Source organism: Hespellia stercorisuis DSM 15480, from assembly GCF_900142165.1.
Classification (GTDB): domain Bacteria; phylum Bacillota; class Clostridia; order Lachnospirales; family Lachnospiraceae; genus Hespellia; species Hespellia stercorisuis.
Genome location: NZ_FQZY01000040.1, coordinates 13480 through 32886, shown reverse-complemented (window position 1 = coordinate 32886; position 19407 = coordinate 13480). Strand labels below are relative to the sequence as shown.

Sequence of the window (19407 nt, the reverse complement as noted above, 5' to 3'; positions counted from 1 at the left end):
AATATTTTCAAATGTTTCACGTGAAACATTTCACATTTTATGTATTAGATATTTCATATGAGATATTTTATGTTTTAGATGTTTCACGTGAAACATTTAAATAAAGTGGATTTAATATTCTAACCCCCGCAATTGGTGATAACATACCAGACATCAGTTAATAAAAGACTCTTTATTTTGGCAGAGCAATAATGTACGCGACAACAAAAAGCAGTGCCAACAGGTAAAGGCAAGTTTTTACGTTGTGCTTGCACATAAGAAAACACTTGTCGCTACCTGTTGATAGGGCGAAAGCCCGCGAGTGAGATGAAGCAGAGCGGAATCGAACGGCACTGCGGATGACATGATATAATGAGCACTAGTGAGACACCGTGCTTGCACGAGTGGCGAACGGCGAATGAGGCTCATGAATTTGTACTTTAAATTCATGATATAACACTCCCCACTACTTTTCACAAAGTCACTTTACAGATTATGTCTTATTAAATTTTTCTTTACTTCTAAAGAAAAGTAATAAAAACTCCTTGGTTTTGGTCGAAGTTACAAACATAATCTATAATTATTATCCCCAGCACTCAATGTTTTCCCGCTTGAATTAATGCATACTTTCGGATGATCAAACATAAGAATACTATTGCTGTACATTTGATTTCAATTAATGTTTCACGTGAAACATTAATAAATTTTCATCATTTTTTTAACTGTAAGTAATAAATTTAGATTTCTTACTCTAAATTTGCTTTACTACTTATGCCTGAAGCAGGGAGTTTAATTGATGAAATCAAATAATAAATGGACAAGTATAATTCACAATTAATCCTTTAAATACAAGCATTTCTGTAGTATAATAAGATGGATAAGGAAAGCAGGTGATACATTGAATTTAAAGAAAAAATTATTCAAAAGTGCATTTTATTCAACATTATCTGTTGGGGCGATATATGGTATAAATAAAATCATCAATTGCATATGTACAATCGATGATTTGCTTTCAACAACAGCTTGTGAATATTATGAATCGAGTTTTGGCAAGGTATGTTATACAAAAGAAGGTGAAGGAACTCCTCTCCTATTAATACATGACTTAAATGTGTGTAGTTCGCTAAATGAATGGGATAAAGTCGTCTCAGAATTAGCAAAAAATCACACTGTATACGCACTTGACTTACTTGGATGTGGACGATCAGACAAAACAAATGTTGTCTACACCAATTATATCTATATGAAAATGCTTACCGAATTTATAGATAACGTCATAAAAGAGAAACCAGATGTAGTTGCAACAGGTGATTCTGCTTCTTTCGTCCTGATGGCCTGCATGAATGAAGACAAACTTATTAATAAAATCGTAATGATCAATCCATCAAGCCTTACAGAATTAGCAAAGGTACCCACTAACAAATTAAAATTCATTCACACTATGATGGGTGTACCAGTTTTTGGAACACTAATTTACAATATCGCCGTGAATCCTAAATCAATAAAGGATGATTTTGAATCTGATTTCTTTTATGACAGAGAAAAAATAGAAGAAAATACACTGAGAACATATATAGAATCCTCTCAATCCGGGAAAACAGGTTCCAAATACTTATATGCAAGTATAAAATCAAAATACACAAATGCAAATGTATTGCGCTGTCTAAACACAATTAATAACAATATCAGTATCATAGTTGGAAACTCAAACCCTGAATATGCACTTGCAGCAGCTCAATATGAAAACCAAATACCTGGAATGAATATTATAACAATAGAAGAAACCAAGAAACTTCCACAGCTCGAAAAACCTGATGAATTTATAGCAGCATTAAAAAAATTATTAGAATTTATTTAAGTAAAGCATTCATCAAATAGAAAAACAAAAAAAACAAGCAATTTACGGGTATATAAAAGTATGCCTGCAAATTGCTTGTTTTTTATTGTACTATTAATAAAAATTTAAAATGATCACATATTATTTCATATAGTCAAAACGGATATTCGTAATCCGCTTTGCTACTTGCAGTGTTCTCCGCTGAAGCACAATTACGTTTAGCCAAAATCCAGATGATTTTTCTGTTGCATAAAGATATTGATGATTTTATTAACATTTTCAATGCATTCTATTGAGTTATCCACATACTTATACACTCTTTTCACATAAAAACATCTCTACATGTGGAAAACGTAATTAAATCCACTTCTATCCGCTTCGATGCTTAACAATAATCTCATAGCAATACCATATACTTTATACTTTTTCCTAAACTTTTATTTATACTTATATTTTCACTATATACTTTCACTGTCTGAATCAAAAATCTTTTCACTTAAAATCTTTTCAGTGTATTCCATCAACGCAGAGGCTCTTTTGCTGCCACTCCTGCTTTCCGCGGAAATTTTTTTCCGGTATTTTTCACTTTCGCGATCTTAACAAATGATCTCCCAATCTCTGTTCCCGGCAATTGAAATTTCACTGTATCTTCTACCTTTCCGCCAAGTATTCCAATTGCATTTTTTGACTCACTTAACTCCTCATCTACTTCACCGGATTTATAAGATATAAATATACCCCCTACCCGTATATAAGGTAAACAGTATTCACTGAGCGTCGACAAATTTGCAACGGCACGTGAAACACACAGATCGAACTGCTCTCTGTACTCAGCCTGTTTTGCATAATCTTCTGCACGGCCATGAATTGCCCTGATTCCGGTCAATCCCAATTCTTCAATAACCGTATTGAGAAACTTCACTCTCTTGTTCAAAGAATCCAGTAAAACAACCTCCGAATGTGGAAAAGCAATCTTTAATGGGATCCCTGGAAAACCAGCTCCGGTTCCAACATCGATCACAGTCTCAACATTTTGGATGTCAATCGCCTTCACCAAAGCCAGACTGTCCACAAAATGTTTTTCATTTACCTCTTCATATTCTGTAATTCCTGTCAGATTCATCACCTTATTCCACTCCACGAGAAGTTCATAAAACTGATCAAATTGCTGTAACTGCTTTTCTTCCAATCTGATATTTAATTGTTCCAGCTTTTTCTGAAATATTTCACTCATATTTATTCCCAGCACTTTCTCTATCACAAATTCTTTTCAACAAATTATCCACGTCACAGCCTGTTCTATTTTCATATAAACATACACATTCTAATGTGCACTCAGATACTTTTCACATAAACATACACATTCTAACGTACACTCAGATACTTTTTACACAAGCATACACATTCTAATGTACACTCAGATACTTTTCACATAAGCATACACATTCTAATGCGCACTCAGATACACAAGCAGCACGGATATATCCGCCGGTGATACTCCGGATATACGGCTTGCCTGACCGATTGATGCAGGCTTAAATTCTGTCAGCTTCTGCTTCGCTTCAATACGCAGACTCTTGATTTCATTGTAATCGATATCTTCCGGAATCTTTTTATACTCCAGCTTTTTGAACTGCTCGACCTGTCTCAGCTGGCGGGAAATGTAGCCTGCATACTTGATATTAATATTGATCTGATCGATCACATCCTCCGGCAGCTGTCTGCGGTCTGGATCTATTGATTCCAACGCTTCATAGGACAGCTCCGGTCTCCGTATCATTTCCGCGAGAGTTGTTCCTGATATTAATTCGGTACTTCCATGATCTCTGAGGACTTTCTGAACCGGTTCCGTTGTCCCGACATGGGTACGCTCAAGACGCTTGATTTCTTCATCGATCATACCGATCTTTTCATGAAGCTTATTCAGTCGGTCATCATTGATCAGACCAATACGGTGTCCGATCTCGGTCAGACGCTGATCTGCGTTGTCCTGGCGCAGGAGCAGACGGTATTCCGCCCTGGAGGTCATCATCCGATACGGCTCATGGCTTTCCTTTGTGACAAGATCGTCGATTAAAACGCCGATATAAGCCTCCGAACGGTCTAAGACTAACTGTTCCCTGCCTAACACCTTTAAAGCGGCATTTATCCCCGCTACAAGGCCCTGAGCAGCAGCCTCCTCGTATCCCGAGCTGCCATTGAACTGTCCGCCGCTGAATAAACCGCTGATCTGTTTAAATTCCAGAGTCGGTCTAAGCTGTCTCGCATCGATACAATCGTACTCGATCGCATATGCATTCCTCACGATTTTTGCATGCTCCAGCCCCGGTACACTGCGGTACATTTTATACTGCACATCCTCCGGCAACGAGCTTGACATTCCACCGATATAGACTTCATTCGTGTGAAGTCCCTCCGGCTCAATGAATACCTGATGCCGTTTTTTATCCGCAAATTTTACGACCTTATCCTCAATAGATGGACAATAACGCGGCCCGGTTCCCTCGATCATACCGGAAAACAGTGGTGAACGGTCAAGATTTTCACGGATGATCTGATGTGTGTTCTCATTGGTGTAGGTCAGCCAGCAGGATGCCTGATCGATCTGCACATCCTCCGGATCTGTTGTAAAGGAAAACGGCACCACTCTCTTATCTCCGAACTGCTCTTCCATCTTACTGTAATCCACCGAATTTTTATCAATTCTGGCCGGCGTTCCCGTCTTAAAACGGTACATTTTGATTCCCAGCGACTTCAGGCACTCTGTCAGATACTTTGCCGGCTGCAGTCCATTCGGCCCCGTATTCATGCTCACCTCTCCGTAAATGCAGCGAGCGCGCAGATAGGTTCCGGTACACAACACTACAGATTTACACTTATATATGGCACCCGAATACGTCTGTACTCCAGTAATCTTTCCATTTTCTGTGAGAATGTCTGTCACTTCCATCTGTTTGATATCCAGATTCTCCTGATTTTGCAGAACCTGTCTCATGGCTCTGCTGTATTCCTCCTTATCCGCCTGGGCGCGCAGTGAATGTACGGCCGGTCCTTTGGATTTGTTCAACATCTTGGACTGAATAAAGGTCCTGTCTATCACTTTTCCCATCTCACCGCCCAACGCATCCAGCTCACGCACCAGATGCCCCTTGGAACTTCCCCCGATGTTCGGATTGCACGGCATCAGGGCGATACTGTTCACACTCACTGTAAAACAGATCGTCCTCAAACCGAGTCTTGCGGATGCAAGTGCAGCTTCACATCCCGCGTGCCCTGCTCCGATTACCACAACATCATAATTATCATTATTTTCCCATACAGAATTTGCTGAATATTTCATTGACTAAATCTTCTCCTATCGCTTCACCTGTGATGCTGCCCAGAGACTCATATGCATCCATCAGATCGATGGAATAAAAGTCCTCCGGCATGTTTTCAGTTATACTTTCGTTTACTTTTTGCAAGGAGTTATAAGCTTCTTGCAAAGCCGTCTTCTGGCGGATATTTGTGATGTAAATCTCATCATTTAAATCTATTTCGCCGTGTAAAAACATTGATTTTAAAGTGTTTTCAAGCAATTTGATCCCCTGCTCTTCTTTTGCCGAAATTTCGATCATAGGGATCGTTATCTCAGAATTTCCATCCGAATTGCAGCATTTTTTAATTTCATTTTGCAAGATTTCCTTCGTCACGATGATATCTAAATCTGACTTATTTAATAGAATAATCGATTTCTTATCATAAATCAAATCCATAATCTTTTTATCATCCTCGTCCAGTTCTCTGGAAGAGTCCACCACATAGATAATCAAATCGGCATCCCGGGCATACTGCTTTGCCTTATCCACACCGATTTTTTCGATAATATCCTCCGTATCACGGATTCCGGCCGTATCAATAATATTAAGACAAAGCCCCTGCAGCTGAATGGATTCTTCCAGCGTATCCCGCGTCGTTCCGGCGATATCCGTCACTATGGCACGCTCTTTTCCGGCCAGCACATTCAGAAGGGAAGACTTTCCGGCATTCGGTTTTCCTACAATGACCGTCTGGATTCCTTCTTTCATGATTCTGCCGTCATCGGCGGAGTCAATCAGATCTTTTAACACGGCTGATATCTCGTCTACAGTAAGCTTCAGCGTAGCACCATACCCATCCACGCTGATGTGCTCCGGGTCATCGAGTGCTGTTTCTATAAAAGCAGTATGGTAAATTATTTTGTTTCTAATATCAGTTATTTTTTTCTTTACACTACCTTTTAATTGACCGACTGATGATTTTAAAGCATATTCGTTCCGGGAGTTGATCACATCAATCACTGCCTCCGCCTGAGATAGATCCATACGCCCGTTGAGAAATGCTCTCTTCGTAAATTCTCCCGGCTCCGCAGGTTTTGCTCCATGCTTAATTACAGTCTCAAGTAAACGGTTCACAACGAAAGTTCCTCCGTGGCAGTTGATCTCTACAGTATCCTCCCCTGTGAAGCTTCTGGGGCCTCTCATAAGCATTACAAGAACCTCATCTATCACTTCCTCACCATCACGGATAAAACCGTAATGGATGGTGTGTGAGGGGGCTTCTGCCAGCTTTTCTTTTCCCTTATATATTCGGTCGATTATCTGAAATGATTCTTCTCCACTCATTCTTACAATTCCAATTCCGGAACTTGTCATGCCTGTGGATATGGCAGCGATCGTTCTGTCTGGCATTATAGCACCTTCTCTCTTTCATAATAATTTAGATATCAAAGCAGAGTTTTCTATAATCTGCTCTGCTGTTTTACTCTGATCTCATGGCAGCTATTGCTGCCTGTATCTATAAAATTTACTTTCCCGCTAAGAACCAAAATTCACCAGTGATTATTTTCATCCTGCGCGCATTGCGCATCCCCCGGCGTTTTTTAATATAATAGGAAATCCAAAAGAATTTCCTATTATATTAAAAAACGCCGCTGCGTCGTGGGAAACTTCTGTTTCCTGATAGCAGCAGCGTTATAAAATTACTTATTTTTTCAATGTGACAACGATCTTTCTATATGGCTCCTCGCCCTCACTGTGAGTCGTTACATAGCGGTCTGACTGAAGTGCCGCGTGAATAATACGTCTCTCATATGGATTCATAGGCTCAAGCGATACCGGTTTCTTTGTTCTCTTTACCTTGTAGGCAATGTTCTTGGCCAGATTCTCAAGGGTCGCTTTTCTGCGCTTTCTGTAATCCTCTGTATCAAGCTTCACACGCACATAACCTTCCTGATTCTTGTTTGCCACACGGTTGGCAAGGTACTGGAGAGAATCCAGTGTCTGTCCTCTCTTACCGATGAGGATTCCCATATTGTCACCCTTCATATCGATGCAGAGAGCACCTTCCCCGTCAATCTCACAGGTGAGTTCTACTTCCATGCTCATCGCCTTCAGCGTATTCTGAATGAAATCTACTGTTGCTTTTTTTGTTTCTTCAGAAACTTTAGCAAGTTCAACATCTTTTTTTTGTGATGTTACTTCTGTTTTTGACCCATCTTCCGAATCCGCTTTTACTTCCTGTCTGTCCTTTTTCTCAAAGGCAGGTCTGTCAGATTTGAATTTATTATTGTCTGTTTTTTTGTAACTGTTATTCTTCTCTGACTTAAATGATTTTGACTCCTGCTTCGGTTTTGCATCGGTCCTGGAATCCTCTGTCTTAGATTCCGTTTTAATTTGTTCTTTTTTCTCTTCTTTTATTGTTTCTTTTGCTGTCTCTTTTACAACTTCCTGTACTTCCGGTTTCACAACTTTTTTGCGAACATCGATAACTGCCTGTTTCATTCCGATTCCTAAGAATCCTGCACTGCCCTTTTCAATGATGTCATATTCCAGTTCACTGCTTGGAATCCCTAATTGAATAGATGCCTCAGTAATTGCATCATCCACTGTTTTTGCTGATACTCTGATATCGCCCATGGTGAATCCTCACTTTCTCTATGAAAAAAACTATTTGTCATCTTTGTCTGAACCACTGTTGAAACTTCTGACCATATTTGCTTTTGACGCGAGACTTCCTGCTTTTGCATTCTTTGTATATTTTTCAGCGGCTTTTAACTTCTCTTCACGCTCTTTATCAGTCATCGTCGATTTCTTTGGCTCTACTGTTCTGGTACTTGTCTTCGCCATCTGAGTGATCTCTTTGGCTGCTGTTCCTTTTTTCTCACGCTTCTTCGCTGCCTTTTTCTGATTCTCTTCAAATAATTCTTCTGTAGTCTTTGTATTCAGATATTTGTTGATTGCAATCTGCTGTGCACAGCGGACAACCGCACTAATACACCAGTAAAGACCAAGACCTGAAGGCAGTGTAAAACACATAAATACTGAAAACAACGGCATAGTAAACATCATGCTTTTCATGGAGTTTGCCATCGGGTTATCAGGATCTGTCGACTGCTGTGGCTGAAGCTTCACACTTGCGAACTGTGTAACACCTGCCATGATTGGAATGATGACCGCCAAGATGATCATTCCGATTGAAAATGGATGAAGCGCATTCTGAAACATTGTTAACGGCGCCTCTGCCATATTGATTCCAAAAAAGTTATTGATGTGTTCCAACGACTGTTGTGTCGTCGTCGCAATAGAACTTATACTCGGTATCTTGTCCACCAGAGTATCCCATGTACTGTTTTGAAATTTATATAATACATCTATCAAAGTGTTAGCATGCGTATAATCAAATTTATCTGCACTGATCAGGACCGGCTTCACAGTACCGATGCCTTCCATGATCTTTCTGAAACCATCTGTTGCCATGATCTGATCGACCAGAGGCATATACATCTGTTTTACACTGTCCACGTATGCCGGTACATTACGAATTACCGCATACATACCGAAGAGAACCGGCATCTGGATCAGCAGGCCAGAACAACCGCCCATCGGTGATGTACCGTATTTCTCATAGATAGCCTGCATCTCTGCCTGCTGTTTTTCCATGGAAACCTGATCTTTTTTGTTTGCATACTTCTTAGTTATAGCCTGGATCTCCGGATTCATCATCGCAGACATCTTGGAAAACTTCTGCTGCTTGATTGTGAGCGGTATCATCAATGTGTAAATGATAACGGTCAGGATAATAATACACCATCCAATATTATGAACACCGAGTGTTGTATAAATCCAATCCATTAATTTTCCGATTATCCACGCAATCTGTGCAATAATCGGAGTCGTTGACGCTGTCGCCAATAAACCGTACATGTTTTATCCTCCTTCATATCGCCTCTGCTTCAAAATCCAAAAGATTCCTGCAGGGCTCCTCCCTCAGGGAACTGGATCAAATCCGCCCTTGGAAAATGGGTTGCAGCGTAAAATACGCCATAAAGCCATAATTCCACCTTTGCACGCACCGTATTTCTCGATGGCTTCTATTCCATACTGAGAACAGGTAGGTGTATACTTACAGGTAGAATGTGGCTTCATTCCAGATAAATACTTCTGATAAAACCGAATACATCCTATCAGAAATTTTTTTGAATTATCTTTCATATTGCATCACTCCCAGGGCAATTACCAGTTTTATTCATATATGTTATGAAGTTTTCCCAAATGGACAAGTGCACTGTCTATATCATGATACCCTGTTTCTCTGGCACCGGGTCGCGCTATTACCACTATATCATAGCCCTTTTGGAAATGTTCTTCTTTTAGTCTGTAGCTCTCTCTTACAAGTCGCGTGATGTGGTGTCTCACAACACTGTTTCCTACTTTTTTGCTAACTGAAATTCCGATACGATTATTACTCGAATGATTGGTTGCAATATACATTACTAAATACTTGTTTGCAAAGGATTTTCCCGTCCGATAGACATGCTGAAAATCTTTATTTTTCTTCAAAGATTCCATGTTGATCTCCTAGATTTCCTGCATCTGTTCCATAAAATAATAGAAGAAAAGGCCACATATATGCGGCCTACGCTGATAACTGTTTTCTTCCTTTTGCTCTTCTTGCCTGTAATACTTTTCTTCCACCTGGAGAACTCATTCTTGCTCTGAATCCATGAACCTTAGATCTTGATCTTTTTTTCGGCTGAAATGTCATCTTCATATATATACACCTCCGTTTCATACGTTTCATAAATAAAACTAAATTAAGACACTGCGATTTATTATATTAAGAAACAACCAAAAAGTCAAGTAAAACCGTGCATTTTCTGGGATATGCTTCTATTTTTATGTGGATAACTTGTTGATAAGTGGAAAATAACGTGTTTATAAAAAATAATTTGGAAAAGTGCGATTTTCTGGAAACATCTGATAATCACTGATGAAAAGTATTATTTTGCCATGTGAATTTTGAGGATAAAGTTATCCACACTGATTTGTCGTTGCTATAAACCCTGTTTTGATGTAAAATATAAGGGATTAAGGTATCATGGCTTCAGTGGCATCATACCTGGAAGTAGGAGTAATATAAATGAACATCGTAGAAGAAAAATGGAACGAAATACTACAGAAAATGAAAGTAGAATACTGTTCATCTACTACTGCATACAATGCATGGATTGCACCATTAACCGTTTATGAAGTAACAGATGATACAGTTTTTATTTTTGTTGCCTTGAAACCAAGCATCGAACACATTGAGGAAAAATACATTCTTCCTTTCAGAGTATGTGTCGCAGAAGTAACCGGAAAGGAATACGATATCGCATTCGTGACCGAGGACAATGCTTACATTAAGGAAAAGAAAGAATTTATTGCCAAAAAAAATCAGACAAACGCATTGTTTGAACAGGCAAACCTCAATCCCAAGTACACATTTGACACATTTGTAGTGGGAAGCAACAACAATTTCGCTCATGCAGCGTCAGTCGCAGTTGCGGAATCTCCCGGTGAGGTTTATAACCCGCTGTTTATATACGGAGGTGTTGGACTTGGCAAGACTCATCTGATGCATTCCATTGCACATCATATCCTGCAGAACGATCCCGGTAAAAAAGTACTCTACGTTACAAGTGAGACATTTACCAACGAATTGATCGATGCCCTGAAGCAAGGTAAAAAAAGCAATGAGATGGCGATGACCACCTTCCGTGAAAAGTACAGGACCAATGACGTGCTGCTCATCGATGATATTCAATTTATAATAGGAAAAGAAAGTACACAGGAAGAATTTTTCCATACATTTAACCATCTGCATGTCTCAGGAAAGCAGATCATCATCTCCAGTGATAAGCCCCCAAAGGACATTGAGACGCTGGAGGCCAGACTTCGAACCCGATTTGAGTGGGGTCTGATCGCGGATATTCAGTCTCCAAACTATGAGACAAGAATGGCGATTCTCCGCAAAAAGGAAGAGCTGGATAATCTGCAGAGATACCATATTCCGGACGAAGTCATGCAGTATATTGCCAACAACGTGAAATCCAACATCCGTGAGCTGGAAGGCTCCCTTAACAAATTGATCGCACTTGCGAATCTGGAAAACAAGGAAATCGATATTCCTCTTACCGCAGAAGCTCTGAAGGATATCATTTCTCCGGATGAAAACCGCGTGGTGACACCTGAACTGATCATGGACGTCGTCTCCGAACACTTTAATGTGCCGGTTACAGAGTTAAAAGGAAAGAAGCGTAACAGCGAGATCGTTCTTCCAAGACAGATTGTCATGTATCTGTGCCGGACCATGACGGACACCCCTCTGAAGACCGTCGGTATTATACTCGGAGGCAAGGATCACGCTTCTGTAAGCCACGGAGTAAACAAGATCACGAATCAGATAAAGACAGACGAGGCTCTCAGCAATACTATTAACATTATTAAAAAGAAGATTAATCCGATTTAAAGTTCATATATGCTTATTTTAAAGGTTTAAGCACTCACATACAGACCAAAAAGGCTGTTGTGAAGAAATCACAGCATTGTAGATAACTTGTGAATAATTGCAAAATAACTACTTGAAAACTTTTTGATAAATCGAATCACACAAAACTGAAAAAAGTTATCCCTATCTTTTCCAACGGTTATTTTTTAGTTTTATGCAGAGTTATCAGTTCACCTGATGCCTTGATTTTCAAGGGTTTGAAGTGGTTATTAACTTATCTACAGCCCCTACGGAGGATACGACGGAATTCTTTTATTTATTTTTTTATCTTAAAGCAGCGAAAGGAGTTATACACAGATGAAAATCATATGTCAAAAATCAAACCTGGTAAAAGGAGTTAGCATTGTTTCCAAAGCAGTTCCTTCTAAAACCACAATGCCTATCCTGGAATGTATCCTGATAGACGCTTCCACAGATTTTATAAAATTAACAGCCAATGATATGGAGTTAGGTATTGAAACAACCATAGAAGGAGAAATCATTGACAGAGGAATCATTGCACTGAATGCCAAGATATTTTCAGAGATCGTGCGTAAGCTTCCGGACAATGAAGTTACAATCGAGACGGACAGCAGTAATCAGACATTGATAACCTGTGAGAAAGCGAAGTTCAATATCGCTGCACAGTCAGGAGAAGATTTTTCTTATCTTCCCAATATCGAAAAAGAGGACTACATCACAATTTCTGAATTTACCCTGAAGGAGGTCATTCGCCAGACGATCTTCTCCATTGCAGACAATGACACGAATAAGATGATGACCGGAGAGTTGTTTGAGATCAATGACAATATTCTGAAGGTGACTTCTCTGGATGGACACCGTGTTGCCATTCGTAAGATTGAACTGAAGGAGTCTTATAGCTACAAGAAGGTAATCGTACCCGGTAAGACACTTCAGGAAATCAGTAAGATCATAAACGGAGAGGCTGAGAGCAACGTAGACATCTCATTTACGAAGAATCATATTGTGTTTGAGTTTGATAAGACTCTGGTTGTTTCCAGATTGATCGAAGGAGATTACTTCAAGATCGATCAGATGATCTCCAGTGATTATGAAACAAAGGTAAGAATTAATAAGCGTGAGTTATTGAACTGTATTGACCGTGCAACTCTGCTTATAAAAGAGGGCGATAAGAAGCCGATCATCATCAATATTGGTGACGAGGTGATGGAACTCAAAATCCAGTCACAGATTGGTTCTATGAATGAGGATATCACAATTGCGAAGGAAGGGAAGGATCTGCTGATCGGATTCAATCCGAGATTTATGATTGATGCTCTTCGGGTTATTGATGATGAGGAAGTGGATCTTTACTTCATGAATGCGAAAGCACCATGCTTTATCCGGGACGAAAACCAGAATTATATTTATCTGATTCTGCCAGTGAATTTTACAGCTGCTTAGTAAAGTTCAGAGTAAACGAAGAATGATGGAATGGTCTGTTATGATCAGACAGATAAGTACTGAAGTACTGCTGTGTGTGAAAGGATATATATAGACAACCATTTTTAATAAAAATCTGTGATTATTTTGCACAGTATCAAATTTCATAAAAAAGGAATCGAGGATTTATCATGGAAATTATTAAATTACGTGAAGGGGAAGAATACATTAAGCTTGGTCAGGCATTGAAGGCTGCCGGTCTGGTGGACTCCGGTGTGGAGGCAAAGGATGTGATACTGGACGGCCTGGTGTCTGTGAACGGTGAGATCGACACAAGGCGGGGAAAAAAGCTGTATGACGGGGATGTGGCCTCATTTGACGGGAATGAAATAAAAATTGAAAAACAGGCCAAAAAAGAGTAAAATAAGAGGGTATGGATGTTAATCAGATCTTTGAAATTAAAAAATTACAGAAATTATGATTTGCTGAGTATAGATTTTGATTCTCATACAAACATTCTATATGGCGATAATGCCCAGGGGAAGACAAATATTCTGGAAGCCCTTTATTTATCGGGAACTACCAAATCACATCGTGGGACGAAGGACCGTGATCTGATCCAGTTTGAGCACGATGAATCACATATCGAGACAGTTGTTGAGAAAAACGGAGTACATTTTCAGATTGATCTCCATCTGAAGAAGAACAGTCCAAAAGGAATAGCTATTGATAAGGTGCCAATCAAGAGAGCAAGTGAGTTGTTTGGCATTATTCATTTCGTGTTTTTTTCTCCGGAGGATCTGAATATTATCAAGGACGGACCGTCCGGCAGAAGAAGGTTTGTGGACTTGGAGTTATCTCAGTTAGATAAGGTTTATCTCAGTAATTTATCTAATTATAATCGAATAATCAATCAAAGAAATTCCTTGTTAAAGAATATCTACTATCAGAAAAACCTGATGGAGACGCTGGATGTATGGGATATTCAGCTAGTCGAGTATGGCAACAAGATAATAGAACGAAGAAAAGAATTTATAGATCAGGTCAATGAAATCATATCGGAGGTTCATTTCCGATTGACCGGTGGAAAAGAAAACCTCGTAATATCTTATGAGCAGAGCAATGGAAATATGACATTGGAGGCGGCTTTAAAGAAAAACAGGGAGAGGGATCTCCGTGTGAAGAGCACCTCGGTGGGACCGCACAGAGATGATTTGTGCTTTTCAGTGACCACCTGTTTTGCAGATAATTTGAATGGAGATCCGGAAGATTTAGGCGATAACTCAGATCAAAATCAAAAATCTGACAGTAGTGTGGATGGAAGTTATACTGTGGGAAAAGCAATTGATATCCGCAGATTTGGATCGCAGGGTCAGCAGCGAACGGCTGCATTGTCTTTAAAATTATCAGAGATAGAGCTGGTAAAGGAATTGATTCATGATACGCCAATCCTTTTGTTGGATGATGTATTGTCTGAATTGGACAAGAACAGGCAAAACTATTTGTTAGATAGTATTCACGATATACAGACCGTCATTACCTGTACAGGGCTGGATGAGTTTGTAAATCATCGTTTTTCTATAAATAAAGTATTTCATGTTAAAAATGGCACAATAGAGGATTGCCAATAAGGAGGATTTATATGGGTGCATCAAGTACAGAATTTGATCTCGAAATGGAACGTGTTTCTCAGGTAGACGAAGGGGAATATGGGGCGGACCAGATTCAGATATTGGAAGGACTGGAAGCTGTAAGAAAACGACCCGGTATGTATATCGGCAGCACTTCTCTGCGTGGACTTCATCATCTCGTTTATGAGATCGTGGACAACTCGGTGGACGAGGCACTGGCGGGATATTGTGATACAATTCGTATCACGATCAATAAGGATGGCACGGTTACCGTAATTGATAACGGACGTGGTATCCCTGTTGACATTAACCATAAAGCGGGTCTGTCTGCAGTTGAGGTTGTATTTACGGTACTTCATGCAGGCGGTAAATTCGGCGGTGGAGGATATAAGGTATCTGGAGGACTTCACGGTGTTGGTGCATCTGTTGTAAATGCGCTTTCTGAGTGGCTGGAGGTCGAGATCCGAAGAGAAGGAAAAGTATACAAACAGCGTTATGAACGCGGTCATGTTATGTATCCGCTGAAGGAAATTGGAACGTGCGAGGAACATGAGACGGGAAGTAAGGTTACATTTTATCCGGACACAGAGATCTTTGAAGACATTACATTTGACTATGATACGTTAAAACAGCGTTTCAGAGAGATGGCTTTTCTGACAAAGGGACTTAAAATTGTGCTTCGTGATGAGAGGCCGGAAGAGATTATTGAGAAGACCTTCCACTACGAGGGCGGTATCAAGGAATTTGTCACTTATCTGAACAGGAGCAAGACAGCACTTTATGATCAGATCATTTACTGCGAGGGTATCCGGGACGGCGTGGCCGTGGAGGTTGCCATGCAGCACAATGATTCTTATACAGAGAATACTTATGGATTTGTAAATAACATTACTACACCGGAAGGTGGAACACATATCGTTGGTTTCAGAAATGCACTGACTAAGACATTTAACGATTATGCGAGAAAGAATAAGATTTTGAAGGATTCTGAGTCAAATCTGAGCGGTGAGGACATCCGTGAAGGACTGACGGCCATCATCAGTGTCAAGATCGAGGATCCACAGTTTGAAGGACAGACGAAGCAGAAGCTCGGCAACAGCGAGGCCCGCGGGGCGGTGGACAACATCGTGAGTAACCAGCTGCAGATCTATCTGGAGCAGAATCCGGTAATCGCGAAGATGACCATAGAGAAATCTGTGATGGCACAGCGTGCGAGAGAGGCCGCGAGAAAAGCGAGAGATCTGACGAGAAGAAAATCAGCGCTTGAAGGTATGTCTCTTCCGGGAAAACTGGCAGACTGTTCGGACAAGAATCCGGCAAACTGTGAGATATATATCGTAGAGGGAGACTCTGCCGGAGGTTCTGCAAAGACTGCGAGAAGCCGTGCGACACAGGCAATCCTGCCTCTTCGGGGAAAGATTCTGAATGTGGAGAAGGCGAGACTGGACCGCATCTATGGCAATGCTGAGATCAAGGCTATGATCACGGCGTTTGGTACAGGGATTCACGACGATTTTGACATTTCAAAATTGAGATATCATAAGATTATTATCATGACCGATGCCGATGTGGACGGTGCCCATATCGCGACATTGCTTCTGACATTTATTTATCGGTTTATGCCGGAGCTGATCAAACAGGGATATGTGTACCTGGCTCAGCCGCCGCTCTATAAGCTGGAAAAAAACAAAAAGGCCTGGTATGCGTACAGCGATGAGGAACTGGATTCCATCCTGCAGGAAGTGGGACGTGACGGCAGCAACAAGATTCAGCGTTACAAAGGTCTTGGAGAGATGGATGCCGAGCAGCTGTGGGATACGACTATGGATCCAGAACACAGAATACTGCTCCGCGTGACGATGGATGAGGAGAACTCATCTGAGCTGGATCTGACCTTTACGACTCTGATGGGAGACAAGGTGGAGCCGCGTAGAGAATTTATTGAGGAAAACGCGAAATATGTGCGGAATTTAGACATCTAACACTATGAATATTTTTGAATTATAAATCGAATCTGAGAAGTTTTTATGATCAAAAATATTCTGCTTAAATAAAAGGAGATAACAATGGAAGACAATATTTTTGATAAGGTCCACGAAGTCGACCTGAAAAAGACAATGGAATCGTCCTATATTGATTATGCCATGAGTGTAATCGCATCCCGTGCACTTCCGGATGTAAGAGATGGTCTGAAGCCGGTGCAGAGAAGAATCCTCTACTCTATGATTGAGCTGAACAACGGTCCTGACAAACCGCATCGTAAATGTGCGCGTATCGTCGGTGATACCATGGGTAAATATCACCCGCATGGTGACAGTTCGATCTACGGTGCACTGGTTAATCTAGCCCAGGATTGGTCTACCAGATATCCGCTGGTCGACGGTCACGGAAACTTTGGTTCTGTGGACGGTGACGGCGCGGCGGCCATGCGATACACGGAGGCGAGACTGAGTAAGATTTCCATGGAGATGACGGCTGACATCAACAAGAATACCGTTGATTTTGCACCGAACTTTGATGAGACAGAGAAGGAGCCGACGGTGCTCCCTTCCAGATATCCGAACCTTCTGGTGAACGGAACATCAGGAATTGCTGTTGGTATGGCGACAAATATCCCGCCTCATAACCTGCGTGAGATCATTGGCGCGGTGGTGAAGATCATCGATGATGAGGTGGCAGTTGAGGCTTATAATCAGTCTATAGGAAATGCACCGGTACAGGCTGGCGAAGATCTGGCTGAAAGAGGTGCTGCTATCGGTATGGAAAGAGTCAATCCTACGGTTGCAGATCAACTGACGGAAGACAGTGATGGAATGCTGGAACTTCCGCAGAAGACCACTCTGGAAGATATCATGAAGATCGTCAAGGGTCCTGACTTCCCGACGGGGGCCGAGATTCTCGGAACCAGGGGAATTGAGGAGGCATACAGAACCGGGCGCGGCAAGATCCGTGTGCGGGCAATCACCAACATCGAGCCGATGCAAAACGGCAAGAATCGTATCGTGGTGACAGAACTTCCATTTATGGTAAACAAAGCCCGTCTGATCGAGAAGATCGCAGAGCTGGTCCGCGATAAGAAAATCGACGGAATTACCAACCTGGAGGATCAGTCCAGCCGTGAGGGAATGCGTATCTGCATCGAACTGCGTAAGGACGTCAATGCCAATGTCATGCTGAATCAGCTGTATAAGCACACACAGCTTCAGGATACATTTGGTGTGATCATGCTGGCTCTTGTGAATAATGAGCCACGTGTCATGAACCTTCTGGATATGCTCAAGCATTATCTGCTTCATCAGGAAGAGGTCGTGACAAGAAGAACAAAATATGAGTTAAATAAAGCAGAAGAGAGAGCACACATTTTGCAGGGCTTGCTCATCGCTTTGGATAATATTGATGAAGTCATCCGCATCATCCGCGGTTCGGCAAATGTAGCCATTGCCAAGGAAGAACTGATGAAGCGGTTCGGTCTTTCAGATGTGCAGGCACAGGCTATCGTGGACATGAGACTCCGTGCACTGACTGGTCTGGAACGCGAGAAACTGGAGGCGGAGTACAAGGAGCTGATGGAGAAAATCGAAGGGTTAAAGGCTATTCTGGCTGATCGAAAAGTACTGTTGGCAGTGATCAGGGAAGAAATACTGATCATCAGCGAGAAGTACGGGGATGAGAGAAGAACCCAGATCGGTTTCGATGAGTTTGACATTTCCATGGAGGATCTGATCCCGCAAGAAGATGTGGTGATCACTATGACGAAGCTCGGCTATATCAAGAGAATGAGTATGGATACCTTTAAGAGTCAGAATCGCGGCGGCAAGGGAATCAAGGGTATGCAGACACTGGATGATGATTACATTGAGGAGCTGTTTATGAGCAACACTCACCAGTTCATCATGTGCTTTACCAATACCGGACGTGTGTACCGCATGAAGGGATATGAGATTCCGGAGGCGTCCAGGACCTCCCGAGGAACGGCAATCATCAATCTGCTGCAGCTTATGCCGGATGAGAAGGTGACCGCGGTGATTCCGGTGGATGACAGAAAGTATCTGCTGATGGCGACTATGAAGGGAATCATCAAGAAGACACCGATCGCAGAGTATGCGAATGTCCGCAAGAAGGGTCTGGCGGCGATTACACTGCGTGAGGATGACAGACTGATCGAGGTGAAGATCACAGACGGAGAACGGGATGTGATCCTGGTGACGAAGTATGGCCAGTGTATTCGTTTTAATGAAAAAGACGTCCGTGCGACCGGAAGAACATCTATGGGTGTGCGCGGCATGAACTTAAATGACAGAGATGACGTGATCGGTATGCAGGTGGACGTACAGGGAGATTATCTCCTGGTTGCATCGGAAAAAGGAATGGGTAAACTGACCGACCTGAATGAATTTACCAGTCAGAACCGTGGCGGTAAGGGTGTGAAGTGCTACAAGATCACCGAGAAGACAGGCAACGTAGTCGGCATGAAAGCTGTCAACACAGAAGATGAGATCATGATCATCAACACAGAGGGAATTGTGATCCGTATGAGGTGCGAGGCAATCTCAATTCTCGGCCGTGTGACCAGCGGGGTGAAGCTGATCAACGTACCGGATGGCGTGACGGTGGCAAGTATTGCCAAGGTTCGTCCAGAGGAAGAGAGCGACGATGTCGTGGAGCCGGTGGAGACCGCAGAGGATGTCGTTGTAGATGAAGAGCCTGAGACGGATATAGAAGAATAAA

At 41.6% G+C, this 19407-nt stretch carries 15 protein-coding genes; 7 read left to right on the top strand and 8 right to left on the bottom strand.

Annotation, left to right across the window (positions count from 1 at the left end; all coding sequences use genetic code 11):
• The first annotated feature begins 877 nt into the window (after positions 1 to 877).
• Positions 878 to 1837, top strand: coding sequence for an alpha/beta fold hydrolase (locus tag BUB85_RS13050; RefSeq protein ID WP_073111211.1), 960 nt, complete (start codon positions 878 to 880; stop codon positions 1835 to 1837).
• A gap of 499 nt (positions 1838 to 2336) precedes the next feature.
• Here the strand turns inward: BUB85_RS13050 and rsmG are convergent, their stop codons facing one another.
• From rsmG to rpmH, 8 genes are all read right to left on the bottom strand, one after another.
• Entirely contained in the window at positions 2337 to 3050 is a 714-nt protein-coding gene (gene rsmG, locus BUB85_RS13045; protein ID WP_073111224.1) for a 16S rRNA (guanine(527)-N(7))-methyltransferase RsmG, read from the bottom strand.
• A 213-nt stretch (positions 3051 to 3263) separates the two neighbouring features.
• Positions 3264 to 5156: a tRNA uridine-5-carboxymethylaminomethyl(34) synthesis enzyme MnmG gene (gene mnmG / locus BUB85_RS13040; protein WP_073111209.1), complete on the bottom strand. Its 1893-nt coding sequence runs from the start codon at positions 5154 to 5156 to the stop codon at positions 3264 to 3266.
• Complete coding sequence (mnmE, locus tag BUB85_RS13035; RefSeq protein ID WP_073111207.1) at positions 5122 to 6525, bottom strand: tRNA uridine-5-carboxymethylaminomethyl(34) synthesis GTPase MnmE; 1404 nt, start codon at positions 6523 to 6525, stop codon at positions 5122 to 5124. Before mnmE ends, mnmG begins: the two co-directional genes overlap by 35 nt.
• Before the next feature lie 294 nt (positions 6526 to 6819).
• On the bottom strand, positions 6820 to 7752 hold the full coding sequence (jag, locus tag BUB85_RS13030) for an RNA-binding cell elongation regulator Jag/EloR (protein ID WP_073111205.1): 933 nt from the start codon (positions 7750 to 7752) through the stop codon (positions 6820 to 6822).
• A gap of 30 nt (positions 7753 to 7782) precedes the next feature.
• Positions 7783 to 9039 carry a YidC/Oxa1 family membrane protein insertase gene (locus BUB85_RS13025; protein ID WP_073111203.1) on the bottom strand — a complete coding sequence of 419 codons (1257 nt, stop codon included), beginning with the start codon at positions 9037 to 9039 and terminating at the stop codon, positions 7783 to 7785.
• A gap of 63 nt (positions 9040 to 9102) precedes the next feature.
• On the bottom strand, positions 9103 to 9327 hold the full coding sequence (yidD, locus tag BUB85_RS13020) for a membrane protein insertion efficiency factor YidD (protein ID WP_073111201.1): 225 nt from the start codon (positions 9325 to 9327) through the stop codon (positions 9103 to 9105).
• 30 nt (positions 9328 to 9357) lie between these two features.
• The gene (rnpA, locus tag BUB85_RS13015; protein WP_073111199.1) at positions 9358 to 9684 is read right to left on the bottom strand and encodes a ribonuclease P protein component; all 327 of its coding nucleotides are present in this window, start codon (positions 9682 to 9684) and stop codon (positions 9358 to 9360) included.
• 67 nt (positions 9685 to 9751) lie between these two features.
• Positions 9752 to 9886: a 50S ribosomal protein L34 gene (gene rpmH, locus BUB85_RS13010; RefSeq protein ID WP_073111197.1), complete on the bottom strand. Its 135-nt coding sequence runs from the start codon at positions 9884 to 9886 to the stop codon at positions 9752 to 9754.
• Positions 9887 to 10255: 369 nt separating this feature from the next.
• Here rpmH and dnaA point away from each other — a divergent pair, with 369 nt between their 5' ends.
• The 6 genes from dnaA (at position 10256) to BUB85_RS12980 (ending at position 19406) form a co-directional block, all read left to right on the top strand.
• A complete protein-coding gene (gene dnaA, locus BUB85_RS13005; RefSeq protein ID WP_073111195.1) occupies positions 10256 to 11626 on the top strand; it encodes a chromosomal replication initiator protein DnaA in 1371 nt (456 codons plus the stop codon).
• A gap of 336 nt (positions 11627 to 11962) precedes the next feature.
• Positions 11963 to 13069 carry a DNA polymerase III subunit beta gene (gene dnaN, locus BUB85_RS13000; protein ID WP_073111192.1) on the top strand — a complete coding sequence of 369 codons (1107 nt, stop codon included), beginning with the start codon at positions 11963 to 11965 and terminating at the stop codon, positions 13067 to 13069.
• A gap of 170 nt (positions 13070 to 13239) precedes the next feature.
• Positions 13240 to 13470, top strand: a complete 231-nt coding sequence (locus tag BUB85_RS12995) for an RNA-binding S4 domain-containing protein (protein WP_073111190.1) — start codon at positions 13240 to 13242, stop codon at positions 13468 to 13470.
• 15 nt (positions 13471 to 13485) lie between these two features.
• Positions 13486 to 14679, top strand: a complete 1194-nt coding sequence (gene recF / locus BUB85_RS12990) for a DNA replication/repair protein RecF (protein WP_073111188.1) — start codon at positions 13486 to 13488, stop codon at positions 14677 to 14679.
• A gap of 11 nt (positions 14680 to 14690) precedes the next feature.
• Complete coding sequence (gene gyrB / locus BUB85_RS12985; protein WP_073111185.1) at positions 14691 to 16661, top strand: DNA topoisomerase (ATP-hydrolyzing) subunit B; 1971 nt, start codon at positions 14691 to 14693, stop codon at positions 16659 to 16661.
• A gap of 84 nt (positions 16662 to 16745) precedes the next feature.
• Positions 16746 to 19406, top strand: coding sequence for a DNA gyrase subunit A (locus BUB85_RS12980; protein WP_073111182.1), 2661 nt, complete (start codon positions 16746 to 16748; stop codon positions 19404 to 19406).
• The last annotated feature ends 1 nt before the right edge of the window (position 19407 follow it).

Coding starts and splice junctions, on each gene's coding strand:
- rsmG (WP_073111224.1), bottom strand. CDS start 3,050: ATGAGTGAAATATTTCAGAAAAAGCTGGAACAATTAAATATCAGATTG.
- mnmG (WP_073111209.1), bottom strand. CDS start 5,156: ATGAAATATTCAGCAAATTCTGTATGGGAAAATAATGATAATTATGAT.
- mnmE (WP_073111207.1), bottom strand. CDS start 6,525: ATGCCAGACAGAACGATCGCTGCCATATCCACAGGCATGACAAGTTCC.
- jag (WP_073111205.1), bottom strand. CDS start 7,752: ATGGGCGATATCAGAGTATCAGCAAAAACAGTGGATGATGCAATTACT.
- BUB85_RS13025 (WP_073111203.1), bottom strand. CDS start 9,039: ATGTACGGTTTATTGGCGACAGCGTCAACGACTCCGATTATTGCACAG.
- yidD (WP_073111201.1), bottom strand. CDS start 9,327: ATGAAAGATAATTCAAAAAAATTTCTGATAGGATGTATTCGGTTTTAT.
- rnpA (WP_073111199.1), bottom strand. CDS start 9,684: ATGGAATCTTTGAAGAAAAATAAAGATTTTCAGCATGTCTATCGGACG.
- rpmH (WP_073111197.1), bottom strand. CDS start 9,886: ATGAAGATGACATTTCAGCCGAAAAAAAGATCAAGATCTAAGGTTCAT.
- dnaA (WP_073111195.1), top strand. CDS start 10,256: ATGAACATCGTAGAAGAAAAATGGAACGAAATACTACAGAAAATGAAA.
- dnaN (WP_073111192.1), top strand. CDS start 11,963: ATGAAAATCATATGTCAAAAATCAAACCTGGTAAAAGGAGTTAGCATT.
- BUB85_RS12995 (WP_073111190.1), top strand. CDS start 13,240: ATGGAAATTATTAAATTACGTGAAGGGGAAGAATACATTAAGCTTGGT.
- recF (WP_073111188.1), top strand. CDS start 13,486: ATGTTAATCAGATCTTTGAAATTAAAAAATTACAGAAATTATGATTTG.
- gyrB (WP_073111185.1), top strand. CDS start 14,691: ATGGGTGCATCAAGTACAGAATTTGATCTCGAAATGGAACGTGTTTCT.
- BUB85_RS12980 (WP_073111182.1), top strand. CDS start 16,746: ATGGAAGACAATATTTTTGATAAGGTCCACGAAGTCGACCTGAAAAAG.